Source organism: Pseudomonas sp. S11P7 (assembly GCF_023195435.1).
In the GTDB taxonomy this organism is placed as follows: Bacteria; Pseudomonadota; Gammaproteobacteria; order Pseudomonadales; family Pseudomonadaceae; genus Aquipseudomonas; species Aquipseudomonas fluorescens_G.
Genome location: NZ_JALPKS020000002.1, coordinates 5909857 through 5933099, shown reverse-complemented (window position 1 = coordinate 5933099; position 23243 = coordinate 5909857). Strand labels below are relative to the sequence as shown.

Annotated in this window: 22 protein-coding genes and 1 pseudogene; 7 read left to right on the top strand and 16 right to left on the bottom strand. The window is 60.7% G+C overall.

Features of this window, described 5'->3' with window-relative positions:
• Positions 1-106: 106 nt before the first annotated feature.
• Positions 107-532 carry a DUF4399 domain-containing protein gene (locus M0746_RS27130; RefSeq protein ID WP_258451240.1) on the bottom strand — a complete coding sequence of 142 codons (426 nt, stop codon included), beginning with the start codon at positions 530-532 and terminating at the stop codon, positions 107-109.
• 135 nt (positions 533-667) lie between these two features.
• Between M0746_RS27130 and M0746_RS27125 the strand changes: the two genes are divergently transcribed.
• Entirely contained in the window at positions 668-1231 is a 564-nt protein-coding gene (locus M0746_RS27125; RefSeq protein WP_258451239.1) for a transporter substrate-binding domain-containing protein, read from the top strand.
• A gap of 253 nt (positions 1232-1484) precedes the next feature.
• Here M0746_RS27125 and M0746_RS27120 read toward each other — a convergent pair whose 3' ends face one another.
• Both M0746_RS27120 and M0746_RS27115 read right to left on the bottom strand, forming a co-directional pair.
• Complete coding sequence (locus M0746_RS27120; protein ID WP_258451238.1) at positions 1485-1970, bottom strand: DUF523 domain-containing protein; 486 nt, start codon at positions 1968-1970, stop codon at positions 1485-1487.
• A 1-nt stretch (position 1971) separates the two neighbouring features.
• Complete coding sequence (locus tag M0746_RS27115) at positions 1972-2604, bottom strand: 2OG-Fe(II) oxygenase (protein ID WP_208939356.1); 633 nt, start codon at positions 2602-2604, stop codon at positions 1972-1974.
• A gap of 108 nt (positions 2605-2712) precedes the next feature.
• Here M0746_RS27115 and M0746_RS27110 point away from each other — a divergent pair, with 108 nt between their 5' ends.
• Positions 2713-3444, top strand: coding sequence for a DUF2059 domain-containing protein (locus M0746_RS27110; protein ID WP_208939355.1), 732 nt, complete (start codon positions 2713-2715; stop codon positions 3442-3444).
• Between the two features lie 200 nt (positions 3445-3644).
• Here the strand turns inward: M0746_RS27110 and M0746_RS27105 are convergent, their stop codons facing one another.
• Complete coding sequence (locus tag M0746_RS27105) at positions 3645-4592, bottom strand: alpha/beta hydrolase (protein WP_258451237.1); 948 nt, start codon at positions 4590-4592, stop codon at positions 3645-3647.
• A 98-nt stretch (positions 4593-4690) separates the two neighbouring features.
• On the opposite strand from M0746_RS27105, the gene M0746_RS27100 reads away from it, so the two are divergent.
• Positions 4691-5269 (top strand): DUF6436 domain-containing protein, encoded by a 579-nt coding sequence (locus tag M0746_RS27100; protein ID WP_258451236.1) that lies wholly within the window; start codon positions 4691-4693, stop codon positions 5267-5269.
• A 103-nt stretch (positions 5270-5372) separates the two neighbouring features.
• Positions 5373-7772, top strand: a pseudogene (locus M0746_RS27095) (penicillin acylase family protein); the annotation flags it as partial.
• A 152-nt stretch (positions 7773-7924) separates the two neighbouring features.
• Here M0746_RS27095 and M0746_RS27090 read toward each other — a convergent pair.
• Positions 7925-8890, bottom strand: a complete 966-nt coding sequence (locus M0746_RS27090) for a GlxA family transcriptional regulator (protein WP_258451235.1) — start codon at positions 8888-8890, stop codon at positions 7925-7927.
• 153 nt (positions 8891-9043) lie between these two features.
• On the opposite strand from M0746_RS27090, the gene M0746_RS27085 reads away from it, so the two are divergent.
• Complete coding sequence (locus tag M0746_RS27085) at positions 9044-9685, top strand: HD domain-containing protein (RefSeq protein WP_258451234.1); 642 nt, start codon at positions 9044-9046, stop codon at positions 9683-9685.
• A 146-nt stretch (positions 9686-9831) separates the two neighbouring features.
• Here the strand turns inward: M0746_RS27085 and M0746_RS27080 are convergent, their stop codons facing one another.
• The 8 genes from M0746_RS27080 to M0746_RS27045 all read right to left on the bottom strand — a co-directional run bounded on the left by M0746_RS27080 (position 9832) and on the right by M0746_RS27045 (position 18640).
• Positions 9832-10722, bottom strand: a complete 891-nt coding sequence (locus M0746_RS27080) for an ABC transporter permease subunit (protein WP_090287284.1) — start codon at positions 10720-10722, stop codon at positions 9832-9834.
• Positions 10719-11600, bottom strand: coding sequence for an ABC transporter permease subunit (locus M0746_RS27075; RefSeq protein ID WP_172833310.1), 882 nt, complete (start codon positions 11598-11600; stop codon positions 10719-10721). Before M0746_RS27075 ends, M0746_RS27080 begins: the two co-directional genes overlap by 4 nt.
• Positions 11601-11635: 35 nt before the next feature.
• Positions 11636-12778 (bottom strand): ABC transporter ATP-binding protein, encoded by a 1143-nt coding sequence (locus tag M0746_RS27070; protein ID WP_203419905.1) that lies wholly within the window; start codon positions 12776-12778, stop codon positions 11636-11638.
• Positions 12779-12841: 63 nt separating this feature from the next.
• Positions 12842-13939 (bottom strand): polyamine ABC transporter substrate-binding protein, encoded by a 1098-nt coding sequence (locus tag M0746_RS27065; protein ID WP_274705854.1) that lies wholly within the window; start codon positions 13937-13939, stop codon positions 12842-12844.
• A gap of 187 nt (positions 13940-14126) precedes the next feature.
• Positions 14127-15239 carry a polyamine ABC transporter substrate-binding protein gene (locus M0746_RS27060; RefSeq protein ID WP_258451233.1) on the bottom strand — a complete coding sequence of 371 codons (1113 nt, stop codon included), beginning with the start codon at positions 15237-15239 and terminating at the stop codon, positions 14127-14129.
• A gap of 171 nt (positions 15240-15410) precedes the next feature.
• Entirely contained in the window at positions 15411-16775 is a 1365-nt protein-coding gene (locus M0746_RS27055; RefSeq protein ID WP_258451232.1) for an aspartate aminotransferase family protein, read from the bottom strand.
• 56 nt (positions 16776-16831) lie between these two features.
• Positions 16832-18190, bottom strand: a complete 1359-nt coding sequence (locus M0746_RS27050) for a glutamine synthetase family protein (protein WP_203419909.1) — start codon at positions 18188-18190, stop codon at positions 16832-16834.
• A gap of 93 nt (positions 18191-18283) precedes the next feature.
• Positions 18284-18640 carry a glutamine amidotransferase gene (locus M0746_RS27045; protein WP_258451231.1) on the bottom strand — a complete coding sequence of 119 codons (357 nt, stop codon included), beginning with the start codon at positions 18638-18640 and terminating at the stop codon, positions 18284-18286.
• A gap of 278 nt (positions 18641-18918) precedes the next feature.
• Here M0746_RS27045 and M0746_RS27040 point away from each other — a divergent pair, with 278 nt between their 5' ends.
• A complete protein-coding gene (locus M0746_RS27040; RefSeq protein ID WP_016772657.1) occupies positions 18919-20295 on the top strand; it encodes a glutamine synthetase family protein in 1377 nt (458 codons plus the stop codon).
• A 244-nt stretch (positions 20296-20539) separates the two neighbouring features.
• The gene (locus M0746_RS27035) at positions 20540-21166 is read left to right on the top strand and encodes a TetR/AcrR family transcriptional regulator (protein WP_208939345.1); all 627 of its coding nucleotides are present in this window, start codon (positions 20540-20542) and stop codon (positions 21164-21166) included.
• Between the two features lie 159 nt (positions 21167-21325).
• On the opposite strand, the gene M0746_RS27030 is transcribed toward M0746_RS27035, so the two are convergent.
• From M0746_RS27030 to ssuC, 3 genes are all read right to left on the bottom strand, one after another.
• Positions 21326-21541, bottom strand: a complete 216-nt coding sequence (locus M0746_RS27030) for a TOBE domain-containing protein (protein WP_003229256.1) — start codon at positions 21539-21541, stop codon at positions 21326-21328.
• A gap of 106 nt (positions 21542-21647) precedes the next feature.
• Positions 21648-22454, bottom strand: coding sequence for an aliphatic sulfonates ABC transporter ATP-binding protein (gene ssuB / locus M0746_RS27025; protein ID WP_258451230.1), 807 nt, complete (start codon positions 22452-22454; stop codon positions 21648-21650).
• Positions 22451-23233: an aliphatic sulfonate ABC transporter permease SsuC gene (ssuC, locus tag M0746_RS27020; protein ID WP_258451533.1), complete on the bottom strand. Its 783-nt coding sequence runs from the start codon at positions 23231-23233 to the stop codon at positions 22451-22453. Before ssuC ends, ssuB begins: the two co-directional genes overlap by 4 nt.
• Positions 23234-23243 lie beyond the last annotated feature (10 nt).

The window sequence follows — 23243 nt, the reverse complement described above, 5'->3', positions numbered from 1 at the left end:
CGGCAAGCTACTAGCTTCAAGCGGCAAGGGAAAAGCGCTTTTGCTTTTACTTGAAGCTCGTAGCTTGAAGCTTGCAGCGATAAAAAGGAGCCCGCAGGGCTCCTTTTTATTCCACGTTAACGGTGATTTTCTTCGAGACGATGGGCGGGTCGAACGCCATGTGGCCGCTGTCACCCAGTTCCAGCTGCAAGGTGTGCTTGCCCGGAGCGAGCTTGATGTCAGCCTGGGTCTGCGCCTTGCCAAAGTGCATGTGGTTGGCGTCGGTAGGAACTACTGAACCGGCCGGCACGATTTCCTTGGCGTCGATCAGCAGGTGATGATGCCCGGTGTTCTTGGTGACATCACCGGCAGGTGCCAGCGCGACGTTTTTGGTACCAAACTTGACGGTGAACGTCTGGGAAACCGTAGCCCCGTCCTCGGGAGAAACGATGAACACTTCGGCGCCTTTTGGCGCCGGCGTCGCCGCACTGGCCAGCACCGAAACACCCATCAGCACACCGGCCAACGCTGCACGTGACATAAAGCTTTTCATTTTCTTCTCCAGTTTTTCCGTAAAATCCGCACGGTCATGACAACTTCATGACCATTCGTTGTCGAAGGCACTCGACAACCATAGCAAAGCGAGCCTGAATCAGAGCATCGCCATAATGATTTCAAAGGAGTGACCATGCGCTTTCTGCCTGGCCTGATCTGCCTGCTACCCCTTCTGAGCCCGCTGGCTCACGCCGAACTGATTGATGACGTCAACGACCGTGGCGAGCTGCGCATAGCCCTTGAGGCTAATACACCGCCCTTCAATTACAAGGAAGGCGACACCCTGACAGGGTTCGAGGTCGAGCTTGGGCAACTGCTGGCCAAGGAGCTGGATGTGCGCGCCGACTTCATCGTCACCGACGAAGGCGATCTGCTCCAGGGCGTCGAGAGCGGCAAGTACGACGTCGCGCTGAATCACATAGCACTGACACCCGAACTCAAGGATCGTTTCGACTTCAGCGCGCCATATGGCAAGGTCGACGGGCAGTTGCTGGCGAAGAAGGATGAGACGCCACGGCCGATGGTGCTGGTGCAGGCGTTGAACGCAGAGCAGCCGAAGGCGGTTGAGCCGGTGGAGCTGGTGATTCCGTTTCAGAAGGGTAATCCGGCGTTTCAGGCCAGTCTTGCGAGCGCGATGCAACGGATCAAGGACGACGGACGTTTGGCGGCGCTTACCGAGAAGTGGCTAAAACCTTAAAAGCCCCTCACCTAGCCCTCTCCCGGAGGGAGAGGGGACTGAATGGGGGATGCTTTAGAAATCCGCCGACTTGGGATTGCTATACCGAATCCGAAATCGACTGACCATGGCTTCGTTGACACCATAATCGATCGGTCATGGCTGTGTTGAATCCATAGTCGAAAAGGTCTTTCAGGTCGATGCAAGGCGCCGGACAACTCGGTCGGCCCCTCTCCCCTTGGGAGAGGGCTGGGGTGAGGGCAACGATTGCGGATCAGTCCAAACCCGCCAAGGCCACCGCGACCTCAGCCAATTCAAGCTCGCTGAACACCCGCACGCCGTGGCGCTTGAGCAACGCCGCCGTCACCCCTTCGCCGCTGACCTTCACGCCACTGAATGTCCCGTCATACGTCAGCAGATTCCCGCACGACGGACTGTTGGCCTTGAGCACCGCCACCCGAATGCCGTGCTTTTGCACCAACGCCAGTGCCTGCCGCGCACCGTCGAGAAACTGCGCGCTGACATCCTCACCCTCGGTGGTGATCACTGCCGCCGTGCCATCCAGCACCTCGCCACCCTGCCCGCCCGGAATCTCCGCCGCCGACCGTGGCGTTGGCAGTCCGCCTGCGACCTCAGGACACAACGGCACCACTCGCCCGTCGGCAATCCACTGTTCAAGCAGATCAAACGGCCCATTGGCCCCGCCGTCGTAGCGCACGCGATGGCCCAACAGGCAGCGGCTGACCAGAATCCTGTGCATCTCAGAACGGCTCGTTGCCACGGCGGCGGAACCAACCCGTCAGCGACAGCCGCTCGCGGTTGGCCGGCAGCACTTCATGGGGCACTTCGCCAGAAAGAAACACTACCAGACAGCCGCCGGTAGGCTGCACGTCATGCACGCGGTCTTCATTCAGATACATGCGCAGCTGGCCGCCATCCTCTGGCAGCCAGCCATCGTTGAGGTACACCACCACCGAAACCATGCGCTTGTCATCGTCGCGAAAACGGTCGACATGCCGGCGATAAAACGCGCCGGGCGGATACAGCGCGAAGTGGCATTCGAAATCTTCGAGACCAAGAAACAAACCGCGATTGAGCGCTTCGCGCAGGCTCTCCATCAGGTTCAGATAACGGTCGCTGGCCTCGGCCTGGCCCGGGTCGATCCATTGGATATGATCGCCGCGGATCCCCTCGCGAATCTCTGAAAACGGCCCGCGCCCGACCGCCGCCGGCGCCAGCTCACCCTCGGCTTCACGTTTGCGGCACTCGGCCGCCAGCTCGCGGGTCAGACCGGCGGGCAGGAAAATGTTCTGCTGCGACCAGCCATGCTCGGCCAGGTCGTCGACAATGCGTAACAGCAGTGGGTGTTCAGAGGATATTTGCATGGCGCGCATAGTATGCCTGCGGCAACAAATCCGACAGAGCCACGCAGCGGCTTGATACGAATTCTCGACAAGTACCGGCACCGCACGGAGAATAGTCCGCTGCTGACAGGAGTCCCTATGCGCCGTTTGCTTTTTTCACTGTTGATGTTCTGTGTGTTGCCCGCCTGGGCGGACGGCTACGACCAGTTGTACAAGGTCGCCGGCTGGCCAGATCAACGTGCGCATTTCAATGACGCCCTGAGTGCCGCGCAGCAGCGCTATCAGAACAGCCTGCCGCCAGCGGTGTTCCAGGCGCTGGTCAATAACAGCAACCAGCGCTTTGCCCCGCAGGCCGTGGATCAACGCGCCGAGGCGCAACTGCGGCAGAAACTCGCCGACCCGAAACCGGCGCTGAGCTTCTTCCAGTCACCGCTGGGCAAGAAAATCGTCGCCGCCGAACTGCTCGCGACCCGCCGCGATCAACTGGCGAAAAACGCCAAGGGCCTGCCGAAAATGCAGGCCAGCGACAACCGCCAACTGATCATCGGCCACCTCGCCCAGGCCTTGCCGGCGCGTGAAGCCGGGGCGGAGGTCAGCCTGGCGATTGCCGGCGTCGCGGCGGACAGTCTCAGTTCAATGATTCCGGGCCTGCTCGGTGGCGGTCAGGCGCAGGGCATGCTCAACGGCCAGCGCCAGCGTTTGATGGACCAGATTGGCGCTGACCTGAACAACACGCTGCTGTACGTCTATCGCGACCTGTCGGATGAAGAGTTGGAAGAGTTCGCGACCTTTGCCGAGTCGACGGAGGGCAAGGCTTACTACCAGGCGGCGCTGGCGGCGATTCGCGCGGGGCTTGCGGTCGGCCAATGATCTTCATCGCCTGACAGGCCCTCATCGCTGGCAAGCCAGCTCCCACAAGTTACTGGGGTGTTCCATAGATTTTTGATCAATGCAAAACCCTGTGGGAGCTGGCTTGCCAGCTCCACAAGTCACTGGGGTGTTCCATAGATTTTTGATCAATGCAAAACCCTGTGGGAGCTGGCTTGCCAGCGATAGGGCACTCACTAGCACTAGAGATTCCGGCCCCTGATCCGCTTGCTCAAGAACTCGAAATACTCTTCGCGCATCTGCGCCGTTTCATTGGCCAGATGATGCCGCGCCTCGGCCAGCAACAGGATCTGCGGCCGGTCGAATTTCCACTTCAACACTTGCAGGTTGTGCTGCCAGTCCACCGTCATGTCCGCCTGCCCCTGAATGATCAGCGGCCGTCGCGGGCTTTTTTTTGCGTGCTCGACGCGAATGATCCAGCGCGACAACGCGCCCACCCATTGGGTCGGCAAGCGCCGCGGCTGCAACGGATCGGCCTGCAGGAACGGCAGGAAAGCCGGGTCATTGGAGTTCTCGCTGAAGCGCCGCGCGACCCCGCGAACGAACGGCCGGAGCAGGTAATAACTGAGCTGCGACCAGCCCCAGGCCCGTGGTCGCACCAGCGGCGCCAGCAAAATCACCTGGCCCTGCGCCGGGCTGCCCTCGCCATGATTGAGCAGATGATCGACCACGATCGCCCCGCCGGTGCTTTGCCCGCACAAGTGCCACGGTTGCGGCAGCGCGATCGACTGCGCTTCGGCGAACAACGCCTGGAGCATGTGCTGATATTCCGCGAAATCGCGAATGCTCGCCCGTGGCCCGCTCGACAGGCCATGCCCCGGCAAGTCGCAGGCGATCACGGCAAAGTCCTGATCCAGCGCCCACTCGATCACATGCCGATAGAGCCCTGTGTGATCGTAATAACCGTGCAGCAGGAACAGCGTCGCCTTGACCTTCTCCGGCCACCAGCAATGGCTGACCAGTTCGTAGCCATCGACTTCGAAACGGCCCATGCCGCGCCAGACATCGCGCTCGGGAAAATCGGTCTGGTAGAAGCGCTGATACGCCTTCGCCTCGTCCGACAGCGGTTGCCACTCGGCCAGAGGCTTGAGGCTCGCGCGGATTTGATCGGGGTCGAAAGTATCAGGCATGCGGACATTCCAAAGCGGTAAACGGACTTTATCGGCCTGCGATATTCATCTGTCGCGGCAAGCATGGCAAGCTAGCCCGCCTCTGAGGAACCAAATCCATGCGTTCGCCCTACCGCACCGCACTGTTCGCCAGCCTGCTCGCGCTGATCTGCGCCGGCGTGCTGTGGGCCGCGTATGACTGGTTTCAGGGCCGTTATCTGCGCGCATTCAGCGAGCACACGGCAGTGTTTTCCGGCGATCCGCTGCGCCTGCCGGACGACCTCGCCGGGCCGGGTAACATCCGCCTCGTGCACTTCTGGGACCCGGCCTGCCCGTGCAACGTCGGCAACCAACAGCACCTGAGCGAGATGGTCGAGCAGTTCGGCGCCCGCGGTGTGGAGTTCTTTGCGGTGCAGAAACCCGGCAGCCACGGCCAGTTGCCGGCGACCCTCGCCAGCCTGAAAACCATCGTCGTCCTGCCCGGTTCTGAGCAGATCCCGGCCAGCCCGGCCGTGGCGATCTGGGACCGCAGCGGCAAACTGGCCTATTTTGGCCCGTACAGCGAAGGCCTGACCTGCAATTCCAGCAACAGCTTCATCGAACCGATTTTGCATGCGCTGACGGAAGATCGACCGGTCAACGCCACGCACACACTGGCGGTGGGTTGTTATTGCCCCTGGCCAGTGGAGGCGAAGTAAGGCATTCCGGACATTTAAAGGATTGCGCTGCACGGCACAGAGCCTTTGTGCTAATTGTTTGCAGCCCGACGGGCGGCAACTCCCGCCTGCACAAGGAGTCACCATGAAGCGCGTGTTCACCCTTCTCGCTTTGCTCATTGTCGCCCTGCTCGGCGCCCTGGGCTGGTACGTCTACAGCAAACAACCGACGCGCCAGGGCCAGGTCGAGCTGCGCAATCTGCAGGGCTCGGTGACCGTGCGCTACGACGAGCGCGGTGTGCCGCACATTCGCGCCGAGAACGAAACCGACCTCTACCGCGCCCTCGGCTATGTGCATGCGCAGGACCGGTTGTTCCAGATGGAAGCCATGCGCCGTCTCGCCCGGGGTGAGCTGGCCGAGGTGCTTGGGCCGAAACTGCTCGACACCGACAAACTGTTTCGCAGCCTGCGCATTCGCGAGCGCGCCGCCAGTTACGTCGCCAGTCAGGATAAACAGTCGCCGGCGTGGAAGGGCCTGCAAGCCTATCTGGATGGCATCAACCAATATCAGGACAGCCACGCTGCGCCGATCGAGTTCGACGTGCTGGGCATCCCCAAGCGGCCGTTCACCGCCGAAGACAGCATCAGCGTCGCCGGTTACATGGCTTACAGTTTTGCTGCGGCGTTTCGCACCGAGCCGCTGCTGACTTTCGTGCGCGATCAACTCGGCGCCGATTACCTCAACGTGTTCGACCTCGACTGGCAGGCCAAAGGCGTCCTCGCCAACGATCACAACCACGCTGCGCCCGCCCTCGCCGCTGGGGACTGGAAAGACCTCAACGCCCTTGCCCGCCTCAGTGAGCAGGCGCTGATCGAAAACGGCCTGCCGCAGTTCGAAGGCAGCAACGCCTGGGTCATCGCCGGCAGTCGCAGCCAGAGCGGCAAGCCGTTGCTGGCTGGTGACCCGCACATCCGTTTCTCGGTGCCGTCGGTGTGGTACGAGGCGCAGCTGTCGGCGCCGGGTTTTGCGCTGTACGGTCATCATCAGGCGCTGGTGCCGTTCGCGTTCCTCGGCCACAACATGGATTTCGGCTGGAGCCTGACCATGTTCCAGAACGACGATCTGGATCTGATCGCCGAAAAGGTCAACCCGGACAACCCCAATCAGATCTGGTATCGCGGCCAGTGGACCGATCTGCTGGTCAGCGAGCAGCAGATCAAGGTGAAAGGCCAGGCACCAGTGACCCTCACCCTGCGCCAGTCGCCCCACGGCCCGATCGTCAACGACGCACTGGGTGCGGCGGCGGGCAAAACCCCGATCGCCATGTGGTGGGCGTTTCTCGAAACGCCAAACCCGATCCTTGAAGGTTTCTATCAGCTCAACCGCGCTGACACCCTGACCAAGGCCCGCGTCGCTGCAGCGAAAGTCCAGGCGCCGGGGCTGAATCTGGTTTATGCCAATGCCAAGGGCGATATCGCCTGGTGGGCCTCGGCGTTGCTACCCAAGCGCCCGGCCGGAGTCAGGCCGGAATTCATTCTCGACGGCAGCACCCATCAGGCGGACAAGGACGGCTACTACCCGTTCAGCGCCAACCCGCAGGAAGAGAACCCGCCGCGCGGCTATATCGTCTCGGCCAACTTTCAGCCCGTGTCGCCGACCGGCATGCCGATTCCCGGTTATTACAACCTTGCCGATCGCGGGCAGCAGCTCAATCGTCAGCTCAGCGACAAGAACCTGAAGTGGAGCAATGAAGCCAATCAGAAGCTGCAACTGGGCACCGCGACCGGCTACGGCCCGCGCCTGCTCGCACCGCTGCTGCCGGTGTTGCGCGAGGTGGTGAGCGATCCCGCGCAACTGAAACTGGTTGAGCAACTGGCGCAGTGGCCCGGCGACTATCCGCTGGATTCGGTCAGTGCGACGCTGTTCAACCAGTTCCTCTATGACCTGGCTGATGCGGCGATGCGCGATGAGTTGGGCAACGAGTTTTTCGACACGCTGCTGTCGACACGGGTGATTGATGCAGCACTGCCGAGGCTGGCGGCGAATGCCGATTCGCCGTGGTGGGACAACCGCAGCACACCCGCGAAGGAAACCCGCGCCGATATCGTCCGCGCGGCATGGCAGGCAAGCCTGCAGCACCTGAAGCTGACCTTCGGCGACGATGTGGCGGCGTGGCAATGGGGCGCGGCGCATACCCTGACCCATGGCCATCCACTGGGGCAGCAGAAACCGCTGGATCGTCTGTTCAACGTCGGGCCGTTCGCGGCGCCGGGCAGCCATGAAGTGCCGAACAATCTTTCAGCAAAGATCGGCCCGGCGCCGTGGCCGGTGACCTACGGGCCGTCGACACGGCGATTGGTGGATTTCGCTGATCCGGCGCATGGGCTGACGATCAACCCGGTGGGCCAGAGCGGCGTGCCGTTCGACAGTCACTACGACGATCAGGCCGAGGCGTATGTGGAGGGGATCTACGTGCAGGCGCATTTCAGCGAGGAAGAAGTGACGGCGAATACGCGCAGCACCTTGAAGTTGTTGCCGGCTCGGGGGCGCAGTAGTTTTGCGCTGACTGGACTGGCCTCATCGCTGGCAAGCCAGCTCCCACAGGGTTTTGTGTCGATCACAAATCATGTGAACACCAGAGAAACCTGTGGGAGCTGGCTCGCCAGCGATGAGGCCCTGAAAGCCACCAAGAGGCTTCAAAGCACCAGCGCAAAATTCATCCGAAACTGCTGCGGCGTCACCCCCAGCCGCCGGTTGAACACGCTGCGCATATGTTGTGCATCGCGAAACCCGCACTGATAGGCCACGGTCTTCAGCGGCGCTGCGGTGCTTTCCAGCATCACCCGCGCCGCATCAACCCGCGCGCGCTCAACGAACTCTGCCGGCGTGACTTTCGCCTCACGGGCAAACACTCGAGAGAAATTGCGCGCACTCATGTTCGCCGCACTGGCCAGATCGGCAATTGTCAGATCGCCGGTGAGATTGGCCAGCACATACAGTTGCACCATCGCTACTGCTGACGTCGGCTCGGCATGCGGGGTGAGGAACGGGCTGAACTGCGACTGCCCACCGGAGCGCTGGGTGAACACCACCAGCCGTTTGGCCACGCTGAGCGCCACCTCGGCGCCGTGATCCCGCGCCAGCAGATACAACGACAGATCGATCCCCGCCGTGACCCCGGCCGAGGTGTAGAGCCTGCCATCCTCGACGTACAAGCGATCAGCCTCGACTTGCGTGGTCGGGCACAACTGCGCCAGGGCCTCGGCATCGTTCCAGTGAGTGGTCACCGTGCGCCCCTCCAGCAGCCCCGCCCGCGCCAGCATGAACGCGCCATTGCAGATCGAACCGAAGCGCTGCGCCCGCGCGCAGGCATCGCGCAGCCAGCTGTCGAATGCGCTGCCAAAATCCATGAACGGCAACTGCGGCCCACCGGCGACCAACAACAGGTCATAGGGCTCGAGCGCTTCGCTGAAATGCCGATGGGCAGTCACGCTCAGGCCGTTGGAACAGGCCATCGCCCCGCGCTCGACGCCAATCACTTCCAGCCGATAGTGATCCGGTGATGCGAGGAAACGATTAGCCTCGGCAAACACGTCCATGGGACCGCTGACGTCCAGCGACTGCACGCCGGGAAACACCACGATGGCGACGGTTTTGTTCATGCTGTGGAGCTCCGCTGGGGCTGTTTGCCGAGTTGGCACGATTTGCAGGTTGATTGGCAAGGATCGCAGGCACGCCTCGATTGTTCGCTATGCGCACGGGGAACAGACTTTCCTCATCAGCGCCACAACGGCGTTTTCGACGAGGCAACCCTTATGAGCACCCGCATCGCCGGCATCAAAATCCCTGACAGTGCCCTCGCCCGGGCCACTACCGAGTACATTCGCGACCTCGAATCCGACCTGCTCTATCACCACTCGCGCCGGGTGTTTCTGTTCGGCGCACTGAGTGGCGAGCGCCAGCAACTGGCCTACAACCCGGAGCTGTTGTACGTCGGCGCGATGTTCCACGACCTCGGCCTGGTCGAAGGCCATCGCAGCGCTGAAGAACGTTTCGAAGTGGACGGTGCGAATGCGGCAGCCGCATTTCTCAAGCCGTACGGACTGAGCGACGACGATATCGAGCAGGTCTGGCTATCGATTGCCTTGCACACGACACCGGGCGTGCCAAAGCATTTGCGCCCGACCGTGGCGCTGGTCACTGCGGGAGTGGAAATGGATGTGCTGGGCATGGATTACGCGGCGTTCAGCAGCGTGCAGCGTGAGGCGGTGGTGCATGCGCATCCGCGCGGCGAAGGTTTCAAGGAATGCATCATCTGCGCGTTTGCCGACGGTTTGCGCCATCGCCCGCAGACCACGTTCGGCAATGTGAAGACTGATGTGCTGATGGATCAGGAGCCGGGGTTCAAACCGATGAACTTCGTTGAAGTGATCCGCAATTCTCCCTGGATTTCCTGACCGCAGAAAAACCTGTGGGAGCGGGCTTGCCCGCGATGGCGTCTTTACAGTCAACATCAATGTCGAATGTCAGATAGCTATCGCGGGCAAGCCCGCTCCCACAGGGATATGGATTGGTCTTGAAAAAGCAACCAACCCGACAGGGCTTACGCCGCTTCCGGACTCGGTGCGCGACGCGCGTCCGGTTGCTTCCATGAATCGGCCGCGCTTTCTTCGATGGCTTGCTGAATGGCTTTCTTGCGTGCTTCTTCGGCGCGGCGGCTGAAGAACCAGACAAGGAAGGTTACCAGCGATACCGCCAGCAGAATCAGACTGGCCACGGCGTTGATTTCCGGCTTCACGCCCAGGCGCACCGCCGAGAACACTTCCATCGGCAGGGTCGTCGAACCCGGCCCGGAAACGAAGCTCGCCAACACCAGGTCATCCAGCGACAGGGCGAACGACATCATGCCGCCCGCTGCCAGCGACGGTGCGATCATCGGGATGGTGATCAGGAAGAACACCTTCCACGGCCGCGCGCCGAGGTCCATCGCCGCCTCTTCGATGGACAGGTCCAGCTCACGCAGACGCGCCGACACCACCACCGCCACATACGCCGCACAGAACGTGGTGTGGGCGATCCAGATGGTGACGATGCCGCGCTCCTGCGGCCAGCCGATCATCTGCGCCATGGCCACGAACAGCAGCAACAGCGACAGACCGGTGATCACTTCCGGCATGACCAGCGGCGCCGTCACCAGACCGCCGAACAGCGTGCGGCCCTTGAAGTGCGTGATGCGGGTCAGCACGAAGGCCGCCAGCGTACCCAGTGCCACCGCCGCTACCGCCGTGTAGCAGGCGATTTCCAGCGAGCGCAGCACCGAGCCCATCAGTTGCGAGTTATCGAGCAGGCCGACGTACCACTTCACCGACCAGCCGCCCCACACCGTCACCAGTTTGGAGGCGTTGAACGAGTAGATCACCAGGATCAGCATCGGCAGATAGATGAAGATCAGACCCAGTACCAGCATCAGGCTGGAGAAACGGAAGCGCTTCATTCTTTACCCTCCATTTCCTTGGCCTGACTGCGGTTGAACAGGATGATCGGCACGATCAGGATCGCCAGCATCACCACCGCCAGGGCGGACGCCACCGGCCAGTCACGGTTGTTGAAGAATTCCTGCCAGAGCACTTTACCGATCATCAGGGTTTCCGGACCGCCGAGCAGTTCCGGGATAACGAACTCACCGACCACCGGAATGAACACCAGCATGCAGCCGGCAATGATGCCGTTCTTGGACAGCGGAATGGTGATTTTCCAGAAGCTGTTGAAGGTGCTCGAACCGAGGTCCGAGGCCGCTTCGAGCAGACTGTTGTCGTGCTTCACCAGATTGGCGTACAGCGGCAGGATCATGAACGGCAGGTACGAATAGACCACGCCGATGTACACCGCCAGGTTGGTGTTGAGGATCTGCAGCGGCTCGTCGATCAGGCCCATGCTCATCAGGAAACCGTTGAGCAGGCCGTTGTTGCTGAGAATGCCCATCCACGCATAAACGCGGATCAGGATCGCCGTCCAGGTCGGCATCATGATCAGCAGCACCAGTACCGTTTGCAGCTCTTTGCGCGCACTGGCGATGGCGTAGGCCATCGGATAACCGATCAGCAGGCACAGCAGCGTGCTGATGAAGGCCATCTTCAGCGAGCCGAGGTAGGCGGCGATGTACAGCTCGTCGTCGCCCAGCAGCGCGTAATTGCCCAGGTTCAGCAGCAATTGCAGCTTCTGCTCAGCAAACGTGTAGATCTCGGTGTACGGCGGGATCGCGACGTCGGCTTCGGCAAAACTGATCTTCAGGACGATGAAGAACGGCAGCATGAAGAACAGGAACAGCCAGATGAACGGCACACCAATGACCAGTTGCCGGCCATTGGGGATGATCCGGTTGATGCGGCGTTTGAATTTGCGCATGTTCATGAGCGAAGTACCACGCCGCTATCATCTTCCCACCACACGTAGACCTGATCGCCCCAGGTCGGACGTGCGCCACGGCGTTCGGCGTTAGCGACGAACGACTGCACCAGTTTGCCGCTTGGCAACTCGACGTAGAACACCGAGTGACCGCCCAGATAGGCAATGTCGTGAACCTTGCCGCTCGACCAGTTGTACTCGCAGGTCGGCATCTCGGCGGTCACCAGCAGCTTCTCGGGACGAATCGCGTAGGTGACCGACTTGTCCTGCACCGAGGTGCTGATGCCGTGGCCGACGTAGATCTGCCGGTCGAGGTCCTTGCAGGTGATGGTCGCGTGGCCCTCGGCGTCGTCGATCACTTCGCCTTCGAAGATGTTGACGTTGCCGATGAATTCGCAGACCAGTCGGCTGGTCGGGGTTTCGTAGATGTCGATCGGGCTGCCGATCTGCGCGATCCAGCCCAGGTGCATGATCGCAATGCGCTCGGCCATGGTCATGGCCTCTTCCTGGTCGTGGGTCACCATCACGCAGGTCACGCCGACGCGCTCGATGATTTCCACCAGTTCCAGCTGCATCTGCGAACGCAGTTTCTTGTCCAGAGCGCCCATCGGCTCATCGAGCAGCAGCAGTTTTGGCCGCTTGGCCAGCGAGCGCGCCAGTGCCACGCGCTGACGCTGCCCGCCGGACAGTTGATGCGGCTTGCGTTTGGCGTACTGGCTCATCTGCACCAGTTTGAGCATTTCGGCCACGCGGGCGTCGATCTCGGCCTTGGGAATCTTGTCCTGCTGCAGGCCGAAGGCGATGTTCTGCGCCACGGTCATGTGCGGGAACAAGGCGTACGACTGGAACATCATGTTGATCGGACGTTCGTACGGCGGCATGTCGGTGATGTCGACGCCGTCGAGGAAAATGCGCCCCTCCGTGGGCCGTTCAAACCCTGCGAGCATGCGCAGCAGGGTGGATTTGCCCGATCCCGAACCGCCGAGCAGGGCGAAAATCTCGCCTTTCTTGATTTCCAGGGACACGTCGTCCACGGCAATCGTCTCGTCGAACTTCTTCGTGACCCGGTCGATTTTGACCAGCACCTGTTTTGGTGTCTGGTCGCCCTCGAGGGCTTTCTTGTAGGCGCCGGAGGCAACTGCCATTTACGAAACTCCCAACAGAAGCAGCGGTTCGCCACGCAAGACGAACACTGGATAGTTTGTGCGTTATTTGCCCGACTTGACCTTGGTCCAGTTGCGGGTCATCAAACGCTGAATATTGGCTGGCAACTCGGTCGACACGTAGGTCTTGTCGAGGACTGCTTGCGGCGGGTAGACCGCTTCGTCGGTGCGGATGGATTGTTCCATCAGCTTGTCCGAACCCGGGTTGGGGTTGGCGTAACCGACGTAATCACTGACCTGGGCGATCACCTCAGGTTTCAGCAAATAGTTGATGAAGGCGTGAGCCTCTTTGACGTTGGACGAGTCCTTGGGGATCGCCAGCATGTCGAACCACAGCGCGCCACCCTCTTTCGGAATCGAGTAGGCGATGTTCACGCCTTTCTTGGCTTCCTCGGCACGGTTCTTCGCCTGGAAGATGTCGCCGGAGAAACCGATCGCCACGCAGATGTCGCCGTTGGCCAGATCACCGATGTACTTCGAGGAATGGAAATAGGTCACGTAAGGACGCACCGCGAGCAGCTTGGCGGTGGCTTTTTCGTAGTCCTTGGTGTTGGTGCTGTTGGCGTTCAGGCCCAGGTAATTGAGCATGGTCGGCATCATTTCATCGGCCGAATCGAGGAACGCGACGCCGCAGCTGTGCAGCTTCTTGATGTTTTCCGGCTCGAACAGCACGGCCCAGGAATCGATCTTGTCGATGCCCAGCACAGCCTTGACCTTGTCGACGTTGTAACCGATGCCGTTGGTACCCCACAGGTACGGCACGGCGTAAAGATTGCCGGGATCGTTCTGCTCCAGGCGCTTGAGCAGCACGGGGTCGAGGTTGGAATAGTTCGGCAGTTGCGCCCTGTCGAGTTTCTGGAAGGCGCCGGCCTTGATCTGTTTGCCGAGGAAGTGGTTCGACGGCACGACCACGTCGTAGCCGGTGCGGCCGGCGAGCAGCTTGCCTTCCAGGGTTTCGTTGGAATCGAAGACGTCGTAGACCGGTTTGATCCCGGTCTCCTTTTCGAAGTCGGCCAGGGTCGATTCGCCGATGTAATCGGACCAGTTATAAATGTGCACCGTACCGGCGGCCTGGGCTCCGACAGCGAGGGTCAGGCCGGCTGCGGCCAGCAGGGCTTTGCGCAAAGAAGAAAATACAGGCAAGTGGAGGTCCTCTAAATGGATTGGGCCCAAGTTGCCCCGCGCTGCATGACAGCCATGGCTGCCCGACAACAAAACCGGCGCGCAACTTACCCTCGAAAAACCGATCCAGCAAAACTTTCTGTCATTTAATTGCTCCGCTGGCCGCCATCGCGGAAACGACGGCCAGCGGTTGCTGCGACAAACCGGCTTATTTGCCCGATTTGATCTTGGTCCAGCTGCGGGTGATCAGGCGCAGAGTCGCCGCGTCCAGGTCACTGATCGCGTAGAGCTGTTTCTTCACTTCAGCCGACGGGTAGATGCTCGGATCGCTGGTGATGTCCTTGTCCACCAGTGGCGTGGCCGCCTTGTTGCCGTTCGGGAAACGCACGGCGTTGGTAATGCCGGCCATCACTTGCGGCTCGAGCAGGTAGTTCATGAACTTGTAGGCGGCTTCGACGTTTTCGGCATCCTTGGGAATGGCGACCATGTCGTAGAAAGTACCGGCGCCTTCTTTTGGAATGGTGTAGGCCAGTTTGACCTTGTCACCGGCTTCCTGAGCGCGGGTCTTGGACTGCTCCAGGTCACCCGAGTAACCGACGGCGACGCAGATGTTGCCGTTGGCCAGGTCCGAGATGTACTTGGAGGAGTGGAAGTAGGCAACCGACGGACGAATCTTCAGGAACAGGTCCTCGGCGGCTTTCAGGTCAGCCTTGTCCTTGCTGTTGGTCGGTTTTCCCAGATAGTGCAACGCCGCCGGAATCATCTCGGTCGGGGCGTCGAGGAAGCTCACGCCGCAGCTTTTCAGCTTTTCCATGTTTTCTGGCTTGAACACCACGTCCCACGAATCGATCTTGTCGATGCCCAGCGCAGCCTTGACCTTGGCCGGGTTGTAGCCGATGCCGATCGAGCCCCACATGTACGGGAAGGCGTGTTTGTTGCCTTGGTCGCTGGCGTCGCCAACGGCCTTGAGCAGGTCTTCGTCGAGGTTTTTCCAGTTTGGCAGCTTGGACTTGTCCAGCTCCTGGTAAACCCCGGCCTTGATCTGCTTGGCGAGGAAGTTGTTGGAAGGCACCACGATGTCATAACCGGACTTGCCGGCCAGCAGCTTGGCTTCCAGGGTTTCGTTACTGTCGAAGACGTCGTAGACGACTTTGATCCCGGTGGCTTTCTCGAAGTTGGCCACGGTGTCCGGCGCGATGTAATCGGACCAGTTGTAAACGTGCAGTACCTTGTCGTCCGCGTGAACCGCACCCGCCATCATGCCCGCCACGGACAGCGCGAGAAGTGTCTTGCCAGCAAGCTTTTTACCTAATGCCTTCATGCGTCATGCTCCAAATTTTTCTTTTTTGAACCACATTGTTCAGCGGCCGAACCCGGACAACTGGAACCGCGGCTAGTCTGGCAAGATCCGAGGCGGTCTTTCAACAAAAGACCAGCCTTTCTGACAGCTTTGAACGAGCAAGCCGCAACCTGCTCGCTCAAAGCCTAGCACTTAGCCCTGCAGCGCACCGAGGGTCAGGTCCAGACACTTGCGTGCCTTTGTAACCAACTCATCGATCTCGGCTTTGCTGATCACCAGCGGCGGCGCGATGATCATCGTGTCACCCACCGCGCGCATGATCAGGCCGTTGTCGAAGCAGAACTGCCGGCAAATCATGCCCACGCCTTTACCTTCGTAACGCTTGCGCGTGGCCTTGTCCTGCACCAGCTCGATCGCCCCCAGCAGACCGACGCCGCGAACTTCACCCACCAACGGATGATCGTTCAGCTCGCGCAGACGTTTCTGCAAATACGGTGCCGTTTCGTTGTGCGCGTTCTCGATAATCTTTTCATCGCGCAGGATGCGGATGTTTTCCAGACCCACCGCGGCTGCCACCGGATGCCCGGAATAGGTGAAGCCGTGATTGAAATCGCCGCCTTCGTTGAGCACCGCCACCACGCTGTCACGGACGATCAGGCCACCCATTGGGATGTAGCCCGAGGTCAGGCCTTTGGCAATGGTCATCATGTCGGGTTTGAGGTCGTAGAAATCGCTACCGAACCACTCACCGGTGCGACCGAACCCACAGATCACCTCATCCGCCACAAACAGAATGTCGTATTTGGCGAGGATTTCCTTGATGCGCGGCCAGTAGGTGTCGGGCGGAATGATCACGCCACCGGCACCCTGAATCGGCTCGGCAATAAAGGCACCGACGTTGTCGACGCCGACTTCGAGAATCTTCTCTTCGAGCTGATTGGCCGTCCAGATGCCGAACTCTTCTGGCGTCATGTCGCCGCCTTCGGCAAACCAGTATGGCTGCGCGATGTGCTCGATGCCCGGGATCGGCAAGTCGCCCTGCTCATGCATATAGGTCATGCCGCCGAGGCTGGCGCCGGCCACGGTCGAACCGTGATAACCGTTCTTGCGGCTGATGATGACTTTCTTGTTCGGCTGGCCTTTGATCGCCCAGTAGTGGCGAACCATACGCAGCATGGTGTCGTTGCCTTCGGAGCCGGAACCGGTGAAGAACACATGGTTCATGCCTTCCGGTGCAACGTCGGCAATCGCCTTGGCCAGTTGCAGCGCCGGCGGATGCGCGGTCTGGAAGAACAGGTTGTAGTACGGCAGTTCGCGCATCTGTTTGGCGGCAGCATCGGCCAGTTCATCGCGGCCATAACCGATCGCCACGCACCAGAGCCCGGCCATGCCGTCGAGGATCTTGTTGCCTTCGCTGTCCCACAGGTAAACGCCCTTGGCATTGGTGATGATCCGCGGGCCCTTCTCTTTCAGTTGCTTGAAATCGCTGAACGGGGCCAGGTGATGATCACTGCTGAGTGCTTGCCACTCACGGGTTTGCGGGTTGTTGCTGGTCATGCCAATTCTCCTTGTTATCGGTGAAGGCGCGCCGCCTGCACGGCGCGCCCGGCGTATCAGACGGCGAAGAGCAGGTACTCACGCTCCCAGGAACTGATCACGCGCTTGAAGTTTTCATGCTCGGCCCGCTTGACCGCGACGTAGCCTGTGATGAAAGTCTTGCCGAGGTATTTCTCGACGGTCTTGCTGTTTTCCATGCGCTCCAGCGCGTCTTCAATGGTCAGCGGCAGGCGCAGGTTGCGGCGCTCGTAGCCACGACCCACCACGGGCGCGCTCGGGTTGAGGCCTTCGACCATGCCGATGTAACCGCAGAGCAGGCTCGCGGCGATCGCCAGGTAGGGGTTGGCATCGGCGCCCGGCAGACGGTTTTCCACACGGCGGTTCTGCGGGCCGGCGTCCGGCACGCGCAGGCCGACGGTGCGGTTTTCTTCGCCCCACTCGACGTTCACCGGTGCCGAGGTATCCGGCAGGAAGCGGCGGAACGAGTTGACGTTGGGGGCGAACAGCGGCAGCAATTCCGGGATCAGTTTCTGCAGGCCACCGATGTGGTGCAGGAACAACTGGCTCATGGTCCCGTCTTCGTTGGAGAAGACGTTCTTGCCGGTGTGGATGTCGATGATGCTCTGGTGCAAGTGCATGGCACTGCCCGGCTCGCCGGTCATCGGTTTGGCCATGAACGTCGCGGCCACGTCGTGCTTGAGCGCGGCTTCACGCATGGTGCGTTTGAACACCAGAATCTGGTCGGCCAGCGACAACGCGTCACCATGACGGAAGTTGATTTCCATCTGCGCCGTGCCGTCCTCGTGGATCAGCGTGTCGAGGTCCAGCTCCTGCAATTCGCACCAGTCGTAGACGTCTTCGAACAGCGGATCGAATTCGTTCGCCGCTTCGATGGAGAACGACTGACGACCGATTTCCGGGCGACCGGAGCGACCAATCGGCGGCTGCAACGGATAGTCAGGGTCGTCACTGCGCTTGGTCAGGTAGAACTCCATCTCCGGCGCGACGATTGGCTGCCAGCCCTTGTCGGCATACAGCTTGAGGACTTTCTTGAGGACGTTGCGCGGCGACAGCTCGATCGGGTTGCCTTGCTTGTCGTAGGTATCGTGGATCACCTGCGCGGTCGGCTCGATGGCCCACGGCACCAGGTACACGGCGTTCTGGTCGGGGCGGCAGATCATGTCGATGTCGGCCGGGTCGAGCAGTTCGTAATAGATGTCGTCTTCGACGTAATCGCCGGTCACGGTCTGCAACAACACGCTTTCCGGCAGACGCATGCCTTTCTCGGCGATGAACTTGTTGGTCGGGGAGATCTTGCCACGGGTGATGCCGGTCAAGTCGCCGATCATGCATTCGACTTCTGTGATCTTGCGGTCTTTCAACCAATCGGTGAGCTGGTCGAGGTTGGTACTCATAAATGCCTCTGGGCTGAGTCTCCTGACGCGATGTCAGGCAAGTTTGACGCTGAGAGCGTCGCGTTAAAGGGGGCTTGCTCGCGCAGTGCCGGCTTACGCCTGGCACCGCGCATAGACAATGAACGAGGAGCTTACCTGCCCTTGACGCTGGCGTTGCATTTCCTGTGCACATTCAAGGCGTGCAGAATCGTGAGCACGGCTGGGGAAGCGGCACAGGCTGTGACGATGAAAGCGATCTATATTGAAAGGAGACGCCATAAACAGGATGCTGTCGTCTGCGTCCAGAATATCGGACGCTGCCGTTTGACGAGTCGCTGCGCAGGGCTGCGTCGACAAGCTGCGAGCCTGATTGGCCGCGCTACGGACGGATGGATCGCCACTGATGTGATAAGCATGCAGACCGGACTGTTGCGAGCAGTCGGTGACGCCGATTAACGGCAGGCGAGACATGAAGCACCCCGGTATTATTGCTGTTATGGGTTTGATCGGAGCTTAGCCTTGTTCATTTTTTTACACAACACCCCCGTAAAAAATACAACACGGCCTGCTCAAGCCTGCGGGTGCCCGACACATGCAGGACGCAAAAACGCCCCGAAATGCCCCATAAATGCCCTCACGGCGCTTTTTTAGGGCGAAAAAGGCCTCGCTTGACTTCGGCAGGCCGTTCGGGTTGACTGAAACCAGAAAAGATCAATGATTGATATTTTTAACAACAAAGGTGTTGCATCATGTCGGTACCCCCGCGTGCCGTTCAGCTTAACGAAGCGAACGCGTTCCTTAAGGAACATCCTGAGGTTCTGTACGTTGACCTTCTGATTGCGGATATGAATGGTGTGGTGCGCGGCAAGCGCATCGAACGCACCAGCCTCCACAAGGTTTACGAGAAAGGCATCAACCTGCCGGCCTCTCTATTTGCTCTGGATATCAATGGTTCGACGGTGGAAAGCACCGGCCTGGGCCTGGACATCGGCGACGCCGATCGTATCTGCTATCCGATCCCCGATACCCTGTGCAACGAGCCATGGCAGAAGCGCCCGACCGCGCAACTGCTGATGACCATGCACGAGCTCGAAGGCGACCCGTTCTTCGCCGACCCGCGTGAAGTGCTGCGCCAGGTGGTGACCAAGTTCGACGAACTGGGCCTGACCATCTGCGCCGCGTTCGAACTCGAGTTCTACCTGATCGACCAGGAAAACGTGAACGGCCGTCCTCAGCCGCCACGCTCGCCAATCTCCGGCAAACGTCCACATTCGACTCAGGTCTACCTGATCGACGACCTCGACGAATACGTCGACTGCCTCCAGGACATTCTGGAAGGTGCCAAAGAACAAGGCATCCCGGCCGATGCGATCGTCAAGGAAAGTGCCCCGGCGCAGTTCGAAGTGAACCTGCACCACGTCGCCGACCCGATCAAGGCTTGCGATTACGCGGTACTGCTCAAGCGTCTGATCAAGAACATCGCTTACGACCATGAAATGGACACCACCTTCATGGCCAAGCCGTACCCAGGCCAGGCAGGCAATGGTCTGCACGTGCACATTTCGATTCTGGACAAGGCTGGCAAGAACATTTTTGCCAGCGAGGATCCCGAGCAGAACGCCGCGCTGCGTCACGCGATCGGCGGTGTGCTCGAGACCCTGCCCGCGCAGATGGCGTTCCTCTGCCCGAACGTCAACTCGTACCGTCGTTTCGGCGCGCAGTTCTATGTACCGAACTCGCCGTGCTGGGGTCTGGACAACCGCACCGTGGCGATTCGCGTACCGACCGGCTCTGCCGATGCCGTGCGTATCGAACACCGCGTTGCCGGTGCCGACGCCAACCCGTACCTGCTGATGGCCTCGGTACTGGCCGGTGTGCATCACGGTCTGGTCAACAAGATCGAGCCGGGCGCGCCTGTCGAAGGCAACAGCTACGAGCAGAACGAGCAAAGCCTGCCGAACAACTTGCGCGATGCCCTGCGCGAGCTGGACGACAGCGAGGTGATGGCCAAGTACATCGATCCGAAGTACATCGATATCTTCGTCGCCTGCAAGGAAAGCGAACTGGAGGAGTTCGAACACTCCATCTCCGACCTTGAGTACAACTGGTATCTGCATACCGTTTAACGGGTTTGCCGCTTCAGCAAAAACGCCGTTGGCTATTCAGTCAGCGGCGTTTTTTTATGGCCGCCTGCGGCGGATCGCTGGCAAGTCGAGACGTCGCACCGCAGCTCCCACATGGAGTTTCGTGTGGGATGAAGATCCGGATTCGCTGGAGATCAATGTGGGAGCTGGCTTGCCAGCGATGGCGGTTGACGAGACAACAAAGGAACCGGCTCGTACAATGCCCGCTGCCCCGCAGGAGACTTCCATGACGCGTCCCGCCACCGTCCGCAAACCCCGCGCCCGCAGTCAGGCGCGCATCGATTCGATTCTCGACGCCGCGCGCACGCTGCTGGCCGCCGAGGGCGTGGCGAGCCTGTCGATCTACAGCGTGGCCGAACGGGCGCAGATTCCGCCCTCCTCCGTGTACCATTTCTTCGCCAGCGTCCCGGCGCTGCTCGAAGCGTTGACCGCCGATGTGCACGCAGCCTTTCGCGCCTGTCTGCAAGCACCAATCGATCATGAGGCCTTGCGCGACTGGCGCGATCTGTCACGACTGGTCGAACAACGCATGCTCGAGATCTACGGCGAAGACGCCGCGGCACGCCAGTTGATCCTCGCCCAGCACGGGCTGACGGAAGTGACCCAGGCGGACCGCCAGCACGATCTGGAACTGGGCGAGCTGATGCACAAACTGTTCGACCATCACTTTGAACTGCCAAAGCTGCCGGACGATGTCGATGTGTTTGCCTTGGCGATGGAACTGGGCGACCGCGTTTATGCACGTTCGGTGCAACAGCACGGGCAGATCACGCCGCGCATGGCCGAGGAAGGGATGCGCGTGTTCGATGCCTACATCGGCCTGTATCTGCCGCCCTACCTGCCGAAGCGCTGAGGCATGATCGCTCCCACGCTCTGCGTGGGAATGCAGCCCGTGACGCTCCGCGTCACTGGACGCGGAGCGTCCCTAGAGGCATTCCCACGCGGAGCGTGGGAACGATCAAGAAAACCCCGAAGGGCTCGCACCCTTCGGGGTTGTTGTTTATCCACTGGTTTACAACTTGGCGATCGACACCTCAGTGGATTTCACAAAGGCAATCACCTCACTGCCCACCACCAGTTCCAGCTCTTTCACGGAACGGGTGGTGATCACCGAAGTGACGATGCCCGAAGCGGTCTGCACGTCGATTTCCGACAGCACGTCGCCGAGGACGATTTCCTTGATCGAGCCTTTGAACTGGTTGCGCACGTTGATGGCTTTGATAGTCATGATATTTCTCCTGAGGTCGAAATAAGCGGCAAGTAGCAAGCTACAAGCTGCAAGCAAAAGCACAGCGCCTTGACTTGCAGCTTGAAGCTCGAAGCTTGCAGCTGCTTTATTGCGCCCAACGCAGTTGCGTAGGCAAGGGTGAAACAGGTTCCGGCGTCGGCGGTTCGCCGGGCAGGGACAGAACACGGTTGAGCACTTCGGTTTCCAGTGCGGCCAGGCGATGCGAGCCACGGACCCGAGGGCGCGGCAGTTCGACGTGCAGGTCGAGACCGACTTTGCCGTCCTCGATCAGAATCACCCGGTCGGCAATCGCCACCGCTTCGCTGACATCGTGGGTCACCAGCAGCACGGTGAAGCCGTGTTGCTGCCACAGGCGTTCGATCAGCTGCTGCATCTCGATGCGGGTCAGCGCGTCCAGCGCGCCGAGTGGCTCGTCGAGCAGCAGCAGGCGCGGTTTATGAATCAGCGCCCGGGCCAAGGCGACACGCTGTTTCTGTCCGCCCGACAACGCGGCCGGCCATTCATTGGCGCGATCGGCCAGCCCCACCGCTTCGAGTGCTTCCAGCGCTTGCGCCCGCCAGTTGCCCGCAAGGCCCAGGCCGACGTTGTCGATGATCTTTTTCCACGGCAGCAGACGCGCTTCCTGAAACATCAAGCGAGTGTCATCGCGCGCATCGCTAAGCGGCGCGGACCCGGCGAGCAGGTCGCCGCCAGTCGGTTGATCGAGCCCGGCGAGCAAGCGCAGCAAGGTGCTTTTGCCGCAACCGCTGCGCCCGACCACGGCCACGAATTGCCCCGCCGGAATGTGCAAATCGATATCGCGCAATACCTGGCGCGAGCCAAAGGTTTTCTGCAGGTTGCGCAGCGCCAGCGGAATCCCGCGCAGCAGGCGTGGCGGCTGTTGAGCAGTCATGCCGCACCTCCCTTGGCCACCTGGTAGGCCGGATGCCAGCGCAACCACACCCGTTCAAGCCCGCGGGCAGCGAGGTCGGCCAGTTTGCCCAGCACGGCGTAAAGCAGGATCGCCAGCACCACCACATCGGTCTGCAAAAATTCACGGGCGTTCATCGCCAGATAGCCGATGCCCGAGCTGGCCGAAATGGTTTCAGCGACGATCAGCGTCAGCCACATGAAACCCAGGGCAAAGCGCACGCCGACCAGAATCGACGGCAGCGCGCCGGGCAGAATCACCTGGCGGAACAGGCTGAAACCGCTCAAGCCATAACTGCGCGCCATCTCCACCAGCGCCGGGTCGACGTTGCGGATGCCGTGATAAGTGTTGAGATAAATCGGGAACAACGTGCCAAGTGCCACCAGAAAAATCTTCGCCGACTCGTCGATGCCGAACCACAGGATCACCAGTGGAATCAGCGCCAGATGCGGCACGTTGCGGATCATCTGCACCGAGCTGTCGAGCAAGCGCTCGCCCCACTTCGACAGGCCGGTGATAAAGCCCAGCACCAGACCGATGCTGCCGCCGATGGTGAAGCCAAGTGCCGCGCGCCAGCCGCTGATGGCCAGGTGCGTCCAGATTTCGCCGCTGCGCACCAGACTGACGCCGGCTTCGAGCACCGCCACCGGCGCCGGCAGAATCCGCGTCGACAACCAACCGGCCGACACCGACAACTGCCACACCGCCAGCAGCAACACCGGCAACGCCCAGGGCGCGAGCCTGTGGATAAATTTCTTCATGGCCGCGCCT